Source organism: Arcicella sp. GW821-FHT09D11, from assembly GCF_059416265.1.
This window is the reverse complement of the sequence record NZ_JBWKOV010000014.1, coordinates 18468-38399: the sequence shown is the minus strand read 5'-3', so window position 1 is coordinate 38399 and position 19932 is coordinate 18468. Positions and strand designations below refer to the sequence as shown.

At 36.8% G+C, this 19932-nt stretch carries 12 protein-coding genes; 2 read left to right on the top strand and 10 right to left on the bottom strand.

Annotated features, from left to right (window positions below; all coding sequences use genetic code 11):
• Positions 1-2 precede the first annotated feature (2 nt).
• The 10 genes from AC07N0_RS22170 to AC07N0_RS22125 form a co-directional block, all read right to left on the bottom strand.
• Complete coding sequence (locus AC07N0_RS22170; protein ID WP_494591038.1) at positions 3-614, bottom strand: c-type cytochrome; 612 nt, start codon at positions 612-614, stop codon at positions 3-5.
• 47 nt (positions 615-661) lie between these two features.
• Positions 662-1972: a hypothetical protein gene (locus tag AC07N0_RS22165; RefSeq protein ID WP_494591037.1), complete on the bottom strand. Its 1311-nt coding sequence runs from the start codon at positions 1970-1972 to the stop codon at positions 662-664.
• Positions 1973-2057: 85 nt separating this feature from the next.
• Entirely contained in the window at positions 2058-2939 is an 882-nt protein-coding gene (locus AC07N0_RS22160) for a DUF1684 domain-containing protein (protein ID WP_494591036.1), read from the bottom strand.
• Positions 2940-3019: 80 nt separating this feature from the next.
• Positions 3020-4765 carry a tetratricopeptide repeat protein gene (locus tag AC07N0_RS22155; RefSeq protein WP_494591035.1) on the bottom strand — a complete coding sequence of 582 codons (1746 nt, stop codon included), beginning with the start codon at positions 4763-4765 and terminating at the stop codon, positions 3020-3022.
• 65 nt (positions 4766-4830) lie between these two features.
• Entirely contained in the window at positions 4831-6291 is a 1461-nt protein-coding gene (locus AC07N0_RS22150; protein ID WP_494591034.1) for a RagB/SusD family nutrient uptake outer membrane protein, read from the bottom strand.
• A 44-nt stretch (positions 6292-6335) separates the two neighbouring features.
• Positions 6336-9509, bottom strand: coding sequence for a SusC/RagA family TonB-linked outer membrane protein (locus AC07N0_RS22145; RefSeq protein WP_494591033.1), 3174 nt, complete (start codon positions 9507-9509; stop codon positions 6336-6338).
• A gap of 93 nt (positions 9510-9602) precedes the next feature.
• Positions 9603-11261 carry a hypothetical protein gene (locus AC07N0_RS22140; protein ID WP_494591032.1) on the bottom strand — a complete coding sequence of 553 codons (1659 nt, stop codon included), beginning with the start codon at positions 11259-11261 and terminating at the stop codon, positions 9603-9605.
• Between the two features lie 25 nt (positions 11262-11286).
• Positions 11287-12630 (bottom strand): DoxX family protein, encoded by a 1344-nt coding sequence (locus tag AC07N0_RS22135; RefSeq protein WP_494591031.1) that lies wholly within the window; start codon positions 12628-12630, stop codon positions 11287-11289.
• 52 nt (positions 12631-12682) lie between these two features.
• Complete coding sequence (locus AC07N0_RS22130) at positions 12683-14020, bottom strand: RagB/SusD family nutrient uptake outer membrane protein (protein WP_494591030.1); 1338 nt, start codon at positions 14018-14020, stop codon at positions 12683-12685.
• 48 nt (positions 14021-14068) lie between these two features.
• Positions 14069-17113 carry a SusC/RagA family TonB-linked outer membrane protein gene (locus tag AC07N0_RS22125; protein WP_494591029.1) on the bottom strand — a complete coding sequence of 1015 codons (3045 nt, stop codon included), beginning with the start codon at positions 17111-17113 and terminating at the stop codon, positions 14069-14071.
• A 620-nt stretch (positions 17114-17733) separates the two neighbouring features.
• Here AC07N0_RS22125 and AC07N0_RS22120 point away from each other — a divergent pair.
• Positions 17734-18306: a recombinase family protein gene (locus AC07N0_RS22120; RefSeq protein WP_494591028.1), complete on the top strand. Its 573-nt coding sequence runs from the start codon at positions 17734-17736 to the stop codon at positions 18304-18306.
• A gap of 64 nt (positions 18307-18370) precedes the next feature.
• A complete protein-coding gene (locus AC07N0_RS22115; RefSeq protein WP_494591027.1) occupies positions 18371-19921 on the top strand; it encodes an FAD-dependent oxidoreductase in 1551 nt (516 codons plus the stop codon).
• Positions 19922-19932: the final 11 nt, after the last annotated feature.

Here is a 19932-nt window from a genome sequence, read left to right as displayed (position 1 = left end):
GTTTATTTTATTTCAGCTCCTCCTTTTCTATCATCTGGTACATACAATTTTTGTGCAGGCATAATCACTTTAGGTAATGTTTGCGCATTGATTACATACTTTTCATCAATGATTTCATTAGCATTCAGTAAGTAAGCTGTTAAATGATATACCTCTTCGTTTGTCAAAGAACCAGGGGCATTAAAAGGCATTGCTCTTCGTACATAGTCAAAAACTGTCGTAGCGTATGGCCAGTAATTTCCAATGGTTTTTTCTTTTTTCTTATCAGCAGGATTTTTATTTGTCACCAAAGAACCATTGATGCCCCCAATACCTCCAACACCATGACAAGCCACACATTTTGTTTCAAAAATCACTTTGCCTTTACTAGCTAATCCAGCACCAGCAGGTAATCCTTTTCCGTCTGGTCGAACGTCAATATCTAGTCGTTCTATTTCAGCTTTAGTGGGCGTTCGCCCCCAACCAAAATGCAGTGGCGTTTCACTAGAATCTTTTTTGCTTTGATATACTAAAGAGCTACTTTCTGTTGAATGATTAGAAGATTGAAAAGCACTTAGTGCAATACCAAAACCTATCAAAGTCAGTAGTTTATATCTGTAATAATGGATTGCCATTGTTGAAATTTATAATGATTTTGAAATGAGAAGTAATATGATTTAATTTAAAAAAGTCGCACTTTTTTATCAACCAAAGGATAGTGCTTTTCAATTTTTTGAAGGATTACAAAAAGCGAATCTCCACCTTCATTGATACCTTTTAAAATAAATTGTTTGTTATCAATATGCTTATATTTTAAAAGTATCTTTTTGCTAGTATCTGCTCTATTCCATAATGTAAGACTTTGTTTGAGCGAATCTATCTCATAGCCATAATACAATCGACCTACGTTGCCATAATACTCTGTCGTTCTGGCTTTATTGTCGGTATTTAGTTGTGTTTGACTACCCACTTTGATACTGAAAGTATTGAATTTTTCAAAAACTACATTTTGCCAGCGAGTAGTATCAGTGCTTGAATAAGGAATAATATTGTTATTAATTTTAAATGCTGAAACATCATAGAATCCTGCAAACTCCTTAGCGCCGTCAGTTAAAGGCAATTTAAAGGTCTTATCTGCCGCATAAACTCTGCCGTATTCAAAACCACGATACACCAAAAAGATTAGGATAAAGCCCCACTTCAGTACTAGTCGAATATTATTCTGCCATTTTTTTAAGAAATCAGGTGAAATAAAAGCAGGAATATTAGACGGTTTATGTAAAATGAGTAAGTCCCAGAAGGGCTTTACATCTTTAACCAATAATAGAATAGCCAATGTTAAAATATGCAAGCTCGTAAGTTCAACGCCTGCATCATAACCAATATTCACAAACCAAATTGGGAGAAGAATTGCCACCATCATTAAGGCTCCAAGGGTAGTAGTTCTTCTAAAAAGAATTAATATGGTTGCAGTTAACTCAAATACGCCTGCAAATACTTCAAAGAATGGCGAAACACCAGTAGTCAACCAATAAAGTTTTCCAGGTGTAAATTCGCCTAAATTGGTATTCAATTGACTAATTGTCGGGAAAGGCATTTGTACAGGAAATACTTTGGCAATAGCAAACCATGACATTCTTAAAGCTAAGCCATAGCGAACAATTACAAAAAACCAATAAGATAATTGGTCGTAATTCTTGCGTTTTTTATCAAAAAAGTACCAGATTGTCCCAAAGATGATACTTACTAACAAAGTGATGAGCCAACCTACATAATTTTTACCATCAGCATTATTGAAAAACCACGGATTATTCTGACTAACTACATCTATGATTCGAAATGGATGTGATTTTGTCTGAAAACTTTCGCTGTAGTCTTTTAAATAAAAGCTTGGATAAAATGGAATAGCAGTAATGATTACAAAAAGAAAGAAACCACGAAAAATGATGGATTCATAAGGCTTTTTGTAGATATTCTCTGTTTTCTGAGACATAACAATGAATTTTGGCTTTTCTGGTTAGGAATAAAAAGCGTATTGGTGATTAAATATCCAATACGCTTTAAGGTTATAAATAGCATTAATGATTTCCATATCGTTTTTCGCCTGCCGTAATGGCTACGGCCAACTTGTTTTCTTGGGTAGGTAAAGGACAAGTGGCATAAGGCGTAAATGCACATGGAGGATTATAAGATTTGTTGAAATCGATATGCGTATAGCCATCTGCATCTGGGCCAGGCACATCCAAGAATCTACCACCACCATAACTATCATGCTTATTGGTTAAATCTCCAAATACAAAATGTAAGCGCTCTTTTGTCCCTACGGCATCAAGGCTATATTCTTTTCCATCGACTGAAAAAACTAATTTTCCCGGAGATTCTTGCTCGTAAGTACGCCCAGTTATGTCCGTAATTTTAAGCTTTTTACCGACTGAAGGAATAAACTTAGCCTTGATACGCCAAGACTCCGTAATAGGAAAAGTCTCAATGCTTTTAAATCCTTTCAGATAAGGACTTTCTAAGTCCCTTAAGCGAATAGCATATTTATCTCCTCTTTGAATAATGAACCATCTTAAAGATCTATGCTTTAAAACAGTGGGTTTACCAGCATAAGGAAATAGTTCTACTTGATTGACTAATTGGTCTTCAAGATAAACAGCGCCATTTTTTGTTGATTCAAACGACACTTTTCCGTCCTTCAAAATAATTTTCCCAAGTGTTGCATCGCTATGATCAGCAGGAAAAACAATGGAGTTTTTGGCATCGCCACCAATAGTATTTACGCCTTCCTGCAACCAAATCAGGCCTGCAAGATTCAGCCAACCGTCTTCTTTTTTAAGGTCTTCAATACGTTTTTGATGCCAACTTTTAATATCCTCTTGATAAGGAGTATCTGCTTTAAAAGCAACTATCAGGATTGATAGTAACAGAAATACGAGAGATGTTACTGGTTTTTGCATGGTATTTAAGGTTTGATAATTTTTAGTTGATTGATTAATGCGATTCAAAAAAACGTATTGATGATGAGTATTTGTTGTTCTTAAAGTGGAAATAGCGATTTGTCTCCAAATTCTATTACCTCTGTTAGGCGTTTAGCATTTTCATTGGCTTTGGTGGTATCGCCTTTCTTAGTATAAACTTTGTATAATCCCCAATAGGCATTGGCACTATTAGGATGACGTTTTAATAATTCTTGATAAGCTTCAATGGCTTCATGAAAATTACCAGCTTTCAAATGTGCTTCGGCCAAACTGATTAATACTGGTCGGGCATAAGTAGGGGGTTCGCTATAGCCTAAATCCTCTTCCTTTTCTTGGGCTTTTTGTAAGATGGCAATTGCCTCTTTGTGTTTGTTTTCAGCACTTTTTATGACCCCTTGGAGTTCTAAAGACGCTACATTCAAATCTGCTAAGCGTTTGGTAGAAATAGCATCTTTAGTGCTGTGTTGATTGCTATTTCGCCAAAGCAATGCATCCAACGCATCGACATAATGTTTGGCATCGCTGATTTTATTGTTTTTAGCAGCATCCATTCCTAGTGCAAAAAAGGAAAGTCCTTCTTTATAGACAATTGCTTTTTGAGTAAAGAGACTATCTTTATCTACTTGTATGGTAGCAAGTCGGTCGGCTGCTTTTTTATAGAAACCAAAACAAAGCTCCATTTTAGCAGGTGCAATTACGCCTTGATAAAAGAAACGACCTTCATATTTACGTTTTCTTTCCTTCGTGGCAGGCATATTTTTTAGCTTTTCAGCATAGTATAAAGCCGTTGAATAGCGTCCATCTTCAGCACAGTTTGAAAGTAAGTAATTGATATTATGGATATAATTCCAAGTATCTACTTCTGGCATATTAAATCGTTTCATATAGGCAGAATCTACTTTTACGGCTGTTACAAAGGCACTAAAAGCCTTTTTATAGTCGCCCAATTTATAATATACGTGTCCTGGCATGTGTACCATGTGTCCAGAATTATTGGCCAATGTTGGTAATTTTTCAGTGCTTTCAAGTGCTTGTTCTGGACAGCAATTTTCTTTTAAATGAATCCAATAATGATGAGCTGCCGCATTGTCAGGATGAGTTCTTAAAATATCTTTAAGGAGGTATTCAGCATATAACTGTCCTTCGCGAGGCACCATTTTTGAATCATATCCGCCCATTTTACTCAAAGCCAAAAACAGTTTGGTATCCAAATCATCAGGATATTTATCAATGATGTATTCTAGTTTTTTCTGGTAGATGGCTTTGCCTCCATCCGCTTCCGAATCTCTTGCTAAAATTGCTTCTGCATAACTGCGTTCTCTTTCACTTGCTTTGTTTTTCAACTGTTTTAATTTTTGCAAAGCAAGTTTTTGATCGTATTTGAATTCATCTCCTTCAATGGCACCAATCGCACTGTACAAACCATAGTAAGGCATAATGGCCGTTGAATCATAGCGAATAGCTTCTTTAAAAGCTCGGTAGGCTTCAAAATCCCAAAAGCAATGCAAGAGGGCAATGCCTTGGTTAAAGAATTCCTGTGTTTTATTAGCTTGCGTCGTAATCTTGAAATCTACCTTCCCGATACCTTGCAAAAGCTGAGCAGGGGGTAGGTTGGGAACATAGGCCGTTTCTTTGCGGTAATCTAAAATATGTTCGAGGTGACTATGGCTATCGTGACTTTCGCCATCATGCACTTCATGTTGTGTACTATTATGCTGAGCATGTCCAGCAGTGTCCGACTGACGAACTCGCTGGGCGGTCATTTCAAAGCTTATCAAGCATAATAATAATGGAAAGTACTTCATTGATTTAGGATGTTATAAAGCTCAAGTAGTCAGGTAAAACTTGACTACTTGAGCCAGTAATAAGCTTATTCTAGTAATAATTTGTTCGATACAATTTCTACATTTGGCAATGGGAAAATGTAGTTGGCTTGTGACGGCTCAACAGCTGGAGCACTTAATGAACTGCTTGATTTAGCGGGTAATGGCAACAAATTGCGAAGCAAGTCGTTCGAGCGGAAACCTTCACCCAATAACTCAATACGTCTTTCTTTTAAAATAGTATTTACCAAAGCTGTTTGTGTACCTACACTACTTTCTGGAAAAATATACGTAGCATCCGAACGATTACGTACTGCTTTCAATAATTCAATCGATTTTACTAAATCTCCTGTACGAGCAGCCGCTTCTGAGTAGTTTAGTAATACCTCAGAATAACGAATGATTGGGAGATAGTCTAAGAAAGGAGAAGGTTTGTTGTATTTAGTCAGGAATTGAACCCCAGAAGCAGTACGAGCAAACGTTCTTCTCAAATCAGTAGATTTCCATTCCGTTTCACCCCAAATACCACTTGGATTCAAGTTATATTCTGAGTTTGCATTAAACACATAAGGGAAAGACGTTTGCCCAGTTACATTATCTAAATCTGTCATCGGTACAGAAAGGATAGACTCTGTACTGGTATAATTGGTCGTGAAAATTTCTATAATATTTTGTAGTTTATGGTTTACCCCTGTAGCAGCCGAGAAAGGAGCTGATGTTGACACAATCTTTTTAGCCTCTTCAATCACCTTTGTATAATTACCAGCATTAAGATATACCCTCGTTTTTAAGGCAATGGCTGTATTTTTATGCGCTCTCGTGGTATTCAGCAAACCCGAAGCATAATTTGTAGGTAAGTCAGCTTCAGCTTCACTCAAATCTTTGATGATTTGCGTATATACCTCTGCGACAGTGCTTCTTTTTAAGTCATTGTTTGCCGTATTTGTTTCTGCCTGTAAACGCAAAGGCAATCCTGGCGACGCTCCGTTGTTTTCATTATAGGGACGAGCATACAATGTTACTAGACTAAAATAGCTTAATGCTCTTAAAAACTTAGCTTCTGCAATATATTGTTTGGTAAGTGTCGCACTTACTTTATTAGGGTTATCGGTCAAGCCCTTAATAACAATATTAGCATTGTTGATAGCGCCATAACCTGCTGCCCAAAAACCCGCTACAAAGTTTGAACCCGAATTAAGGGTTTGATTCCAAGCTTCATAAGCTGTAAATGTGTTGCTGGTGCGGTTGATGAATTCTTCTCCACGAGCTTCCGTATAGGTATAATAATTCCCTCCGTAATAATTCCCATTTTTTACTGCTTTGTAAATACCATTGACTAAACCTAAAATTCTTTCGGGCGTATCAAAGGCATTTGTGCCAGAAATAGAAGTAGCAGGCGTTGGATTTAAGTATTCTTGATCATTACAAGCAGTTGTTCCTAATACCAATGATAAACAAAAGATGCCGCTAATACGAGAAATATATGTGTGTTTTGTGAATGTTTTCATGTTTAATACTATTTATGGATAGCCATTTTAGGCTAACGCTTTCGTTAAAAACTTACGTTTAGTCCCAAAGTAAATGTTCTTGCTTGTCCAACTGAATTTTTCTCTACACCTGGAGTAGTGTTTGAGTTACCATTTACAGACGATTCTGGGTCAGCACCTGTGTATTTTGTTATTAAGAATAGGTTTGCTCCTTGGGCATATACGCGCACTGAGCTAATGCCTATTTTTGTAAACAAAGCAGATGGAAGTCTATAGCCTAGAGAAAGGTTTTGCAAACGAAGGAAATCAGCTTTTTCAGCATTGGTTGACACAGGGAAAGAAGAACCACTTGATAATTGGTCATTATAAACCAGTCTTGGTACATCAGTAATGTCTCCCGGTTTTTGCCAGCGATTTAAGATTTCAGTAGAGTTATTATAAGCACGTTGGTCAAGCAAAGTAGCTCTTGTTCCATTCATGATATAGTTGCCTCCTGAGAATGAAAGATTAATTCCTAAATCAAAATTGCCATATTTGAAATTGTTTGAAAAGCCACCATACCAAGTTGGTAGTGCATTTCCGATTAAGTAATAATCAGCACCAGTAATAGCTGCTGCTTTTTCACCATTTAGGTAGGTCCACTGACTTTGTCCAGGTAATACCACTTGGCTGTATTGTACTTGTTCTCCCTTTTTATTGATGAAAATTCTTTGACCATTCGCAGGGTTAACACCAGCCGTTTTTGCGCCATATAAACTACCTACTGAATAACCTACTCGGGTGATATTCGTCGTTTCGTAAGATACGTGCGTAGTACCAATGATATCAGTATTTCCTTCAGCTAGTGCCGTTACTTTGTTTTCTAGCTTTGTGAAATTGAAAGAAGTATTCCATGAGAAATTGCCTTTGCGGATAACTGTCGCTGTAATTCCTAATTCAATACCTCGGTTATACATCGAGCCCACATTACCTAAAATGGCATTACCAGGAATTCCCTTTGATACTGCCTGTGGGGCACTCAAAATCAAACCATTTACGTCGTTGTTAAAATAAGTCAGTTCTACTTGAACCCTATTATTTAATAATCCTAAGTCTGCTCCAATATTGGTTTGATTACTTGTTTCCCAACCTAAGTTCGAGTTGCCTGCTTGAGAAATTGCCCAAGTAGCAGCGTTTCCATACAATGAGCCACTGTATAATTCTAATGAACTGAAGGCATCGCTTAAATTACCATTGCCTACACGTCCCCAGCTTGCTCTTAGTTTGACATTGTTCAAGACAGAAGAAATAGGAGATGATTTATAAAACTCTTCTTCAGAAATTGCCCAACCTCCAGAAACACCACCGAAGTTTCCATATTTTCTTCCAGAACCAAGTGCTGAATTACCATCACGACGGAAGTTGAAAGTAAGGAAATATTTTTTATCAAAATCATAAGTCAAGCGAGAGAAAAAAGAAAGGAAGGCTCGTTCACTAATTTCGTTGTTTGTGGCCGAGATTGCTCCCCAGTTGCCTTGGTAGTTTTCAAAGTAAGGGTCAGCACTTTGTGTTCTTGAAGCACCCCAAGCACTGTAATTGAATTTTTGTAAATCATAGCCCACCAAAGCTGAAACATTGTGCTTCTCAGCAATAGCAGTATTATAAGTAAGTGTATTTGTCCAGTTCCAGTTATCTCTTACAGCTGAAACATTTGTTGCATTTCCTTTACTAGAATATCCATTTCCTTGAATCGGACTATCATAGCTATAAGTATCTGTTCTAAGGCGGTCAATCGCATAAGTAGTCGTAAATTCTAAGTTTTTATACAACTTTGCCACTGCAGCAAAACTCGCAATAACACGGTCGTTTTCAGAGGTATATTTGTTTTCACGAAGTAGGGCTACGGGATTCCCCCAGTTACTTACAAACTGATTATTACCAACACCAATTGTGTTTGGACTATTAGGGTTGATGTTATAAGAACCATCGGCATTGAATGCTGGTACATTTGGAGGTAAAGCCACCGCCAAGCGAGCAGCACCCACTAAGAAAAAGTTAGAGTTGGCCAAAGAACCAGAATAAGGCGATTGGTTAAAACTGGTATTATAAGAAAGACTACCTTTCAATTTCAACCAACCTGTGAGTTCTTGGTCAATATTAAAACGAGCAGATTTTCTTTTAAACTCATTCGTCACTAAAAAACCTTTTTGGTCTGTATAGTTAGCTGAAAAGTAATACGAAGTTGTTGGTGTTCCGCCAGAAACATTCACATTATGGTTTTGTGCAGTACCTGTTTGATAGATATAGTCATACCAACGGGTATCAATAGGGTTGTTGTTGGCATCATAATTTGGATAAAATAATGCTGACGCCACGCTGTTATTATTAGCATTACCCCCTAAAATTTTAGCATTTAAAACTGCTTCATTTTTGATAGTAATAAACTGCTCTGCATTTAATAATTTAGGCAAACGTACTACATCAGAAACACCCGTCCAGCTATCAAAGCTAATACGAGGCTTTCCTGATTTACCTCTCTTTGTCGTGATTAATAATACGCCAGCCGCAGCTCTTGAGCCATAAATTGAGGTTGAAGCGGCATCTTTTAATACATCTATTGATTCAATATCAGCAGGATTGATATCTCCAAGTGGATTGTTAGGTACGGCCGTGCTTGATGAAACATTACCCGTATTAATAGGAATACCATCTACTACAACTAATGGATATGAACTCAAGGAAATAGAGTTTACTCCACGAATACGAATAACAGGAGGGTTGTTAAGGACACCGTTAGGTTGTGCCACATTTACGCCAGCAGCACGTCCAGACAAGGCTTGGTCAAAACTTTGAATGGGCTGTTCTTTGATAGCTTCACCTGAAACCCTGACAGCAGAACCTGTAAATTCAGCCTTGGTTTGTGTACCATAGCCAACAACTCTAACTTCTGCTAATTCATTATTTGACGGAATCAAGTCTATAGAAATTATAGATTGATTGCCTACAGTTTTTTCGATATTAGCATAACCAATAAATGAAAAAACTAACGTCGCTTTTTCCGACACATTGATTTTATAATATCCTTTTTGATCTGTAACAGTTCCACTGCTTGAACCTTTAATCAAAACTGAAACCCCAGGAAGAGCATCTCCAGTTTCTTTGTCTTTGATAGTCCCTGAAATAGATTTTATTTGAGCAAACAGCGATGTGCTGAGGCTCAAAAATAGACATGTGATGATGTGTAATTGTCTGATTTTCATACGTGTTTTTTTGAGAAGTTTTAAATGAAAGTTAAGGGATTTCCAACTTGCTAAATCTTTAGCAAGTTGGAAACACATGGGTAATAAATAAATTTAGTTGTACTTGCCTGCTTCCAAGGTACTTCTTGAAAGAGCATATTTTTTAGTATAGCGGTTTAAAGTAACGTGAATGGAGTCTTTATTTTCGTTGATACCCGAAAGTAAAACTCTATTCCCGCCATCTAAAACGGTGTACTTCAAAATCATTCGATTACGTTTGCTTGGCTTGCTTTCTGCTTTGATGCCTTTTGTACGACGAGAAGAGCGTGCGATGGCTTCTATCTTTGGGTCTTCTGGACCAATATTGGCTAATGCTTCTTTAGGAATCCAGTTATCTGCCACTTCTTCCGCTTTTGCTTCTTTCTTTTTACGAACAGCCTCGCCTCCTAAATCACGATTGTTGACTAAAAATTCTCTATTTTCTTGGTTGCGTGAGCCTCTATTTTTATCCTGTAAATACAATACTTTGTTAACAGTATCGGCTTCATAATAGAAAACTCGCTGTCCGCCAGCCACACCCGTTAGCTCAAACGTTCGGTTAATATCTCGCATTGGCGCACCCCCACCATTGGATAAATCTAATTCGACAAGCTTATTCACTTTAAAAGTAAGCGTTGTCCATTTTTCAAAGGTAGCTTGTTGCCATCTTACTGTGTCTGTAGGTGAGTAAGGGATAATCTGATTATTGATTTTGAACTCAGAAACCTCATAATTACCTCGTAATTCAGGAATACCTTTAAGTGCTGGTTGTTTATAAGGGTCGTACAGAAAATTAATGATGGCTAAATACAAGAATACAGGCAAAAACAAGATAATGGTAGTAGTCTTCAACGTAACTCTTGTGATTCGTTGCCACGCTTTGTCAAATACAGGGTAGTAAGTTACAGGAATCGTCAGGCGTTCTAAAATCAGTAATTTATAAATTCTTGGTACATAGTCAACCAATAAAAATGCTGAAAGTAATACAAAATATGAGCTGTAAACATGTACACCACCATCATAGGCGAGGTTTACATACACAATATCAGCCAATGCTCCAAAGAGTAAGACAGAACCCCAGAAAGTGGTTGCTCTGAAAAATAGCAATGCCCCAGCAGCTACTTCAACTACCCCCGTGAAAACCTCGTACCAAGGTACAATACCGATGGATAACCAATAGATTTTTTGAAGGGTTAAATCACCAAAATTTGTATTAAGGATTCCCCAAGATGGATAAGGTAATTGTGTTGGCGTTAGCTTAGTAAAACCAAAGCCAATAATCCCGATTCCTGCACGGTAACGCACTATTACTTTCAACCAATAGTATAGAAGATTATATTCTTTGGGTTCTTTCTTAAGAAAGTAAACGATAGCCGTCCATAGCAATCCTCCAACTACAGCAAAAATTAGCGTAATTATCCAAACGGCATAGCCATTGAGTGAAGACCCAAAAATTTTGTTACCAAAGAAATTTAGTCCCGAACCAAATCGTGCAATATCATATAAATCTCTGTAGTGTAAATGTAACCAGTTGAATGTAGCTATTTCCTTATACCATTCTAAAGTATTAGGTAGCGACATCGCCACAAAGAATACAAATGCAATACGAAAAAGCACTTTTTGCCAGCCAGTCCACGTTGTTTTTGGAGGGGTATTTTCTTGACTGTTTATGACATTTTCGGGCAATTCAATACCCAAATTCTCACGATCTAAATCGAAGTTTGAATGTGACATAATTGTATGGAATTTATGGTAAGAATTAAAGTTTAAGCACACCTCTACGTCCTAATTTTTGCGCTTCGAAAGTCAAATACTTTTTGTTGATTTTATTCAAAACAGCATAAACAGAATCATGTTGGGTATTTACACCCGACAAAACAAGCGTCGAATCGTTGAGTCTTTTAAGTGATAAAGTGTATTTATCGCTCTGATGATTGACATTCTTATTACTAAGAGAAAGCGTTGATTTTGAAGGGTCTACACTATACTGATAGTAATGACGACCTTGCGAACCTGACAATTCATAAACCCGTAATGAGTCTTCTTTAAAAATTTCTTCGCTAGGTAAATGTTCTAATAATACAGTCTTGTTAGATTTTATGCTGATGGTATTCCATTGCTCAAATACTACATTTTGCCAACGAATCGTATCTGTTTTTGAATAAGGAATATTTTGGTTATTCCATTTAAACTCACTCACATTATATAGCCCAGCAGTATTGTCTAATCCCTTTTGAGCAGGGAAATGATAACTGCCTTTCTGGTAACCGCCATAGGTTTTTAAGCCATAAAATATTACGAAAAACAACACATAGCCAAATTTGATAGCAACTCTGGCCTGATTCCATTTTTTATTAAAAATAGGCTGAAAAGTGTTGGGTAACGTAGGTTTTTCTAGTGACAATAAGGTAAATAAACGAATAGCATCAAAGGCAAAAAGGTAAAGCGCCAAAGAGATTAAGTAAAAAGCATACACGTATTCACCACCTTCATAAGCAATATTCGAAATGGCAACATTGCCAGCAAATGGCAAAATTATTAAAGTAGCAATCGTCGTCGTTTTACGATTGAGTAGTAATAAGCCTCCCACAATCTCAACTAGCCCCAAGAAAGATTGGTAACTTGGCACAACGCCCAAACCTAGTGAAAATAGTTTCCATGCCGTAAAATCACCGTATTCGGTATTAAGGTTACTGATAGAAGGAATGGGCGATTGGATAGGAAAAAATTTGAGAAACCCATAAGCAATAACGCCTATGGCTAAACGATAACGTACTAAAACGCGTATCCAATAATAAAGTTGGTCATAGTTAATGTCTTTTTTGTAAATACTATCCCATACAAATGTTCCGATTCCCGCTATGATAGCAATGATGAGCCAGTTGATAAAATTGTCATTACCTACAAAACTTGGAGCATACTTTGATAAATAAAAAATATCAGCATAGCCTAAGTTCAACCAATTAATAGAAAAAAGATGTTTGAAAAACCTTCCATCTAAAGGAAGTACCTGCAAGAAGAAATAGATACCAAAAAACTTGAAAGCGAGTTTCTCTGTATTGGTCCATTCGCTTTGTGCGTTAATTTCTAGTGTTTTAGCCATTTGAGTATTGGGTTTAAGCCACAGGCTAGTTGCCTAGCCTGTGGACTAAAAATTAATATCCTTTATTTTGTACCAATGATTTATCAATCAATAATTCTCCTGATGGAATCGGTAAAACGAATCTGTTCGCATCGCTAAGGTTAAATACCTGTGCGGCACGACCTGTTCTTACTATATCATACCAACGATGCGGTTCTAAAGCAAACTCTACTCTTCTTTCATTTTCAATGGCTAAGAGTACATTGTCTTTGTTTGAAGCAGTGCTTGCTACAAGGCCTGCACGGTCACGGACAGCATTTAAATCTGCAAGTGCATCCGTAATTTTGTCTAGGTTAGCACGCGCTTCCGAGCGAATTAAATATAATTCTGCAATACGAATTACATAAGTAGGGTCGGCAGCAGGCGTTCTGTAATACAAATTGCCATACCAACGATTTTGGTTGTCTTTGGCAACTAGCGTACTGCGAGTACCACCCACGGCAGGGTCGTTCAGCAATGCTACAAGCGCATCATTGGGTGCCCATTGGCGAGTACCCCCGTTGGTTTGAGGTTGCCATTGATTGCGGTGAGTATTTGGTTCGTTGGCACTATAGAAAATTTCAAAAACCGACTCTTGCGTTCCTCTTGCATCGTTAGCAAAAAAAGTATTGAATGGTTTCAGTAAACGATAGTTCGTATCTGTCAGCAATTTAGTTGCATATTCCTCTGCCTTTGCCCACTCCTTTTGGTATAAATGATAACGAGCACGCAATGCCCAAGCTGTTTTGCGAGTAGCTCTGTAGCGGTCTGTCGTAGCAGGCAATAATGATTCTGCGGCCTCAAGGTCTTTCAATACTTGTGCATACGTTTCTGCCTGTGTACTTCTGCCAATGCCTCTGTTTTCAGTTGGGCTAGCTGTTGGTTTCGTTACGATAGGTACGCCTCCCCATGTACGAGCCAAGTCAAAGTAAGCCAAAGCCCTAATAAAATAGGCTTCTCCGATAATCTGATTTTTCAGCGCTTCTGTTAAAAGTGGGTCTGTTACTGCTGGTACTTTTGCTATAACATTATTAGCTCGGTTAATCGTAGTATATATAGCTGTCCATGCCCCTGAAATAGTCGAATTTTCAGCATTCACCTTTTTGTTGATAAACTCCTGTACTTGCGATTGCGAGCCAGTCCATTGAATATTATCACCTGATAAATAGCCAATAGATTGGAACGTAGTGCCATAATAATTGCCACTAGCAAGTGCTGAATAAACACCCCTGATAGCTGTTTCAGATGACGTTTTATCATAAATAGTTTGTGCATCTGAGATAGATTCTAATGGCTTTACATCCAAATAACTTGAGCATGATGTAAATAAAGCGATTAGACCTATTGAATATATAAATTTGAATGTTTTCATACATCTATTATTTAAAAGTTGGTTGTCTGTTCTGATGCTTAAGTTGATTTAGAAAGTCAAATTAAAACCAGCTTGAAAACTACGAGGTTGTGGTGGTGTTCCTAAATCGATACCTTGGGCATTTTGGTCACTACTAGCACTAGACTCTGGGTCGAGTCCAGTATATTTAGTAATCAAGAAAAGATTGGTACCATTTACAAATACCTTAAATGCTTCTGCACCGAGTTTTTTAGCAAAAGATTTTGGTAAGTTATAGCCTACATTTAACGAACGGAGACGTATAAACGAACCATCTTCTAACCAGCGACTTCCACCATCACGATAGTTATTTACATTAACGCCATCTGGACGAGGGACATCGGTGATGTCACCCGGTTTTTGCCAACGAGCTACGTTACTGGCAAAAATAATTCGAGCTGCATCTCTAGATCCACCGCCTTCGCCAAAGAATTTATTGTGGTTATAGATTTTGTTACCGTACTGAAAAGCTAAAAATGCTGATACCTCAAAGCCTTTGTAAGTAAAATTGTTAGTAAAACCACCGAAGAACTTCGGCCAAATACTTCCTACAATTTGTCGGTCAGCCACAGTGATTTGTCCATCTTTATTTACATCTTCATACACCACGTTTCCTGTTTGAGGGTCAACATACAATTGTTTATATACCCAGAAAGAGTAAAGAGGCGTACCTTGTTGTTGAAGAATCAATTCTCTACTTCCATAACGAAGTGGATTTTCCAACTTTTCAATATTATTAATGTTTTGAGCAATATTTAAACTAGATGTCCAAGTAAAACCACCTTGTTGGATATTAGTAGTATTGATACTAAACTCAAAACCTTTATTGCTAATCTCGGCAGCGTTGCTCCAATAATTGGCAAAGCCAGTTGTGCTTGGTAAAGCCAATTGCAACAAGCCATCTCTGGTATATTTAGTATAGTAATTTAATTCAAAGGCAATTTTTCCATTTAATAAAGAAGCATCTACACCCACATTAAATTGATTTGTCTTTTCCCATCTTAAATCTGGATTAGCCAATTGTTGTGGTGCTGTTCCTGCATTTCCTTGGTATGGTGCACCACCTGTCCACAAACCTTGCGAAGCAAAGTTCCCGATACCGTTTTGGTTACCCACAATACCATAACTTGCTTTTAATTTCAAGTCTGAAATAACAGTATTGTTTTTAAGAAAATCTTCCTGTTTTAATCGCCAAGCAGCCCCTACCGCTGGGAAATATCCCCATTTTCGGTCTGTTCCAAAGCGTGAAGAACCATCCGCTCTCAGGCTTACATTGAATAAGTATTTGCCATCAAAATTATAATCTGCTTTCGCAAAAAAGGAAGCTAAATTGCTTTTACTCCAGTTTTGAGAACTAATTGTGGTAGCTGCTGAAGAAATAATTTTGAAAGAATTATTGGCAAAACCTCTTCCTTCTGCATACGTTCTGTTTAATACGTCACTTTGTAAGGTATTACCCACCACAATACCAAAAGAGTGTTTGTCTCCCAATTTTTGGCGATAAGTAAGCGTTTGTTCATTCAATAATGAAGTAAATTGAGAAATCGAAGAAGTAGCCAAACCACCTTGTGCGCCTAATAAAAGGAAGGTATTCCAATACTCTGATTCATTATAATTGTTATAATCAACACCCCAACTTGAACGAAGTTTTAGGTTAGGAAGAAGATAAGCCTCTGCATAAATGTTACCAATATACCTTAAACTAGTAGAGTTTACATCGTAATTTTCCAGTAATAAAGTCAAGTTATCAAAGCCTGCACGACCCACTAAAACACCTTGTTCATTATAGGGTGATAAATAAGTAGGCGTATGCAAAGCTGCTTGTAATAAACCACCTTGTGGACCATCACCAGCACGAGCCTGATTACGGTAGGTTCTTGAGAAAGAGTTGCTTACACCAATTTGTACTTTATCGTTAATCTTTTGGTCGAGATTTACTTTAAAACTTGCACGATTAAAAGTGATTGGTTTAAGAATAGCTTCTTGTGAATTGAAACCACCACCAATATAATACTTAGTGGTTTTTGTACCTCCTGATAGCGATACATCATAACTTTGAAGCGTAGCTGTACGGAAAGCTTCGCTCAGTCTATCATAAGTTTGTTGTTCTTCGGGCAAGCCACGTCCACCTTCTGATACAGGTCTGAAAGGTCGGTTTGCTACCGTTCTGTTAAGCGATGGCGTATCTTTTCCTGTATTAATCCACCATTCATTTACTAATTGAGCGTGTTCTGGGCCAGTTGTCAATTCCCAAAGTTTAGTAGCTTTTGCTTGACCAAAACTTGCGTTCACATTTACTTTTGGTGCTTGTTCAAAATTACCTCTTTTGGTGGTAATCAAGATTACGCCATTAGCACCTCTTGAACCATACAAAGCTGTTGCTTCAGCATCTTTCAACACTTCAATGCTTTGAATATCAGTGGGGTTCAAGTCTGCAATAGGAGAAGTAGCTTTGCCACCTGTACCAATTGTTTGAAGGCTATTACTATTGATAAACACCCCGTCTACTACATACAAAGGGTCGTTGTCGGCATTGATAGAAGTTGCTCCACGCACTCTTACATTAACTGCCTCGCCAGGAACACCCGTTGCAGACGAAATTTGTACACCTGATACTTTTCCTTGTAATTGAGCATCAATACTTCCCACAGGAATCGAACTAACATCTGAAGGGTTTACTTTAGTGATTGACCCAATCAAGTTTTTACGTTCTTGTGTGCCATAACCCACAACTACGATTTCATTTAACTCCTTGTTATTAGCTTTAAGTTGAATTTCGATGTTGGCGGTTTTTACAATAACCTCTTTGGTATCATATCCTACATAATTTACAACAAGAATATAAGGAAATTTTTGACCAGTCTTAAAGTAAAACCTACCCTCTGCATCAGCTAATACACCATGAGTAGTTCCTTTAATTTTAATAGAAGCGCCAATGAGGGGTTCCCTTGAAGTTTCGTCTAACACTCTTCCCGAGAGTGTAGAATTAATGGTAGCATCGGTATTTTGGGCAAAAAAACCAAAAGGAACCAATAAAATACCTAGCCATAATACTACTAGTAATTTTTTTTTCATTTACTTTGTATTGGTTAAATTAAAAAAATAAGGTACTGGGAGTACTGCTTTTGCGTGCTCCTGAATCATTCCACAATGAACCTTTTTTGAACCAGCCACTTCTGTTCCAGCAGAAGTGGCATTTTTATTTAAAACAGATAATCTTTTTTAAATCGCTTTATTTATATTTTTAGATTGTTGATTTTATATATAATCTATAGTTATTATAGATTATATATACAAAATTAGTTTTCTAAATTAAACTTTACAAACATTATTGAAAAAATTTAATATATAGGTAAAAATAGATGATTATAAAACTTGCTATTGTCATCAATAGTAATCTATAAAAATCATTGTGATAGAAAACTTAAAACGTAGTCAATATAATTACAGAATGTGCTTTCTAAGTTTTAAGAAGGTCTTTGCTTCCACTACAATATATTAACAAATATTCGTTTGCTTCATCAAGATAATGGTTGTCTCAAACACTAAATTTTAATCTCATAAAACGACCGTTTAAAGAGACAACAATACACATTGCTATTTTTCTACGTTCATTGTACTATTTTATATCAAATTGTTATCTTGTAAAACAAAATATCAATATATAGTATTTTAATAGTTAATGATACAAAAATATGAAGATAGGATATGCTAGGGTTTCTACCCAAGACCAACATTTAGATTTACAAACAGATGACCTAACAAAATTTGGTTGTGAAAGAATTTATCAAGAAAAGGTATCTTCAGGAAAAGAGCGCCCACAACTAATAAGACTACTAGATAATTTGAGAACAGGGGATACGCTCATTGTCTGGAAGTTAGATCGTTTAGGAAGGTCATTAAAAGAATTAATTCAGTTAATTGAAACGCTGGAAAATAAGAAAGTCCATTTTGTATCAATAAAAGATACTATTGATACTTCGAGTGCTCAAGGTCGACTATTTCTAAATATCTTTGCGTCATTAGCAGAATTTGAGCGAGATATCATTCGTGAAAGAACCAGAGCAGGCTTAGCCTCAGCCAGAGCAAGAGGACGTACTGGAGGAAGAAAAAAAGGATTAAGTTCTGATGCTTTAAAAAAAGCAGAAACGGCAGTAATGCTATATCAACAAAAGAAATCAGCAGATGAAATAGCTAGTATTATTGGTGTTGGAAGGGCTACAGTGTATCGCTATTTAGAAGCGATGGGACAGAAAAGAAATTTATGAGCTACTTTAAATGGCAATTCTTTCTGGTATAGTTTTTTAAACCTCTTTTTTAAACATTTTGTATATGGAAAGAGACGGACAACGAACCAGTATTTGGCAGGCAACTGTTAAGCCTTCAACTGTTCAAATAGATAATCACAGCCTTAGTGCCAATAATAAATATGACGTAGTGATTGCTGGTGCAGGTATTACTGGAATTGTTACAGGTTTATTACTTCAGCTTGCAGGTAAAAATGTAATGATTGCCGAAGCTCATACCATTGGTTTTGGTACGACAGGAGGTACTACGGCTCATATCAATACTTTCTTAGATGTACCTTATTATCAAATAGCGAAAAACTTTAATGAAGAGGTAGCGACAGAAGTAGCAAAGGCAGTAGCAAACGCATTGGCTTTGATTAAACAAAATGTAAACCAATTTAACATTAATTGTGAATACATTGAACAAGATGGTTATTTATATGCACAAGATGAAAAGCAGGAAGAAGAATTACAAAAAATTATAGCATCTTGCAAAAAGGTTGGTGTTGAGGTGTCGTCTTGTGAAAATATTCCTGTTCCGATTAAATTCTTATCAGCAGCAAAATTCTCAGGACAAGCAAGTTTTCATCCATTGACATATTTATTCCACTTGGCAGATATTTTTTCAAAAGCAGGAGGCACTATTTTAGAAGACTGTCGTATCATAGATTTGGAAGAAAATGATAAAACTGTTACTGTCAAAACGTCTCTTGATAAAACTTTTATAGCAAAAGATTTTATATACTGTACTCATATTCCTCCAGGTACAAATGTGTTACATTTTATGTCAGCCCCGTATCGTAGTTACGCAATGGCTGTAAAACTTTCAGACGAAAATTATCCTAGTGGTCTAGTATATGATTTATACAATCCTTATCATTATTTCCGTACGCAAGAGATAGATGGACAAAAATATATGATAGCTGGGGGGGAAGATCATAAGACGGGTCATGAAGAAAATACTGCAAAATGTTTCGAGAATTTAGAGAAGTACTTGCGTGAAAATTTTGCTATTGAAAGAATTTCCTATAAATGGTCATCACAATATTTTGAGCCTGCCGATGGTCTACCCTATATTGGAATATTACCTGGCTATAAAAAACACGTATATACTGCTACGGGCTATGGTGGTAATGGAATGATGTATAGCCATATAGCGGCTAAAATCCTTACTGGAATGATTACTGGAAAATCTAGTGGACATGAAGATTTATTCAATCCAGCAAGAGTAAAACCGATAGCAAGTTTTAGTAATGTAGTAAAGGAAGGTGCGGATGTAACATTGAACTTACTTAAGACTATTTTGCCCGCAGAAAAAATAAAGGGCTTAGACGAAATAGGGAATGATGAAGCAAAAATTATTAATTATGATGGTAATACCATTGCCGCTTACCGTGATGAAAAAGGACATTTATACATGGTAAATCCAACCTGTACTCATCTAGGATGCACAGTAGGGTGGAACAACGAGGAAAAAAGCTGGGACTGTCCTTGTCATGGCGCTAGGTATAATTGTAAAGGTGAAGTATTAACAGGACCTGCTGTAAAAGATTTGGAACGTTATACTCAAGCTCTTCCTGTAGATAAACAATAAATAACTAGCGT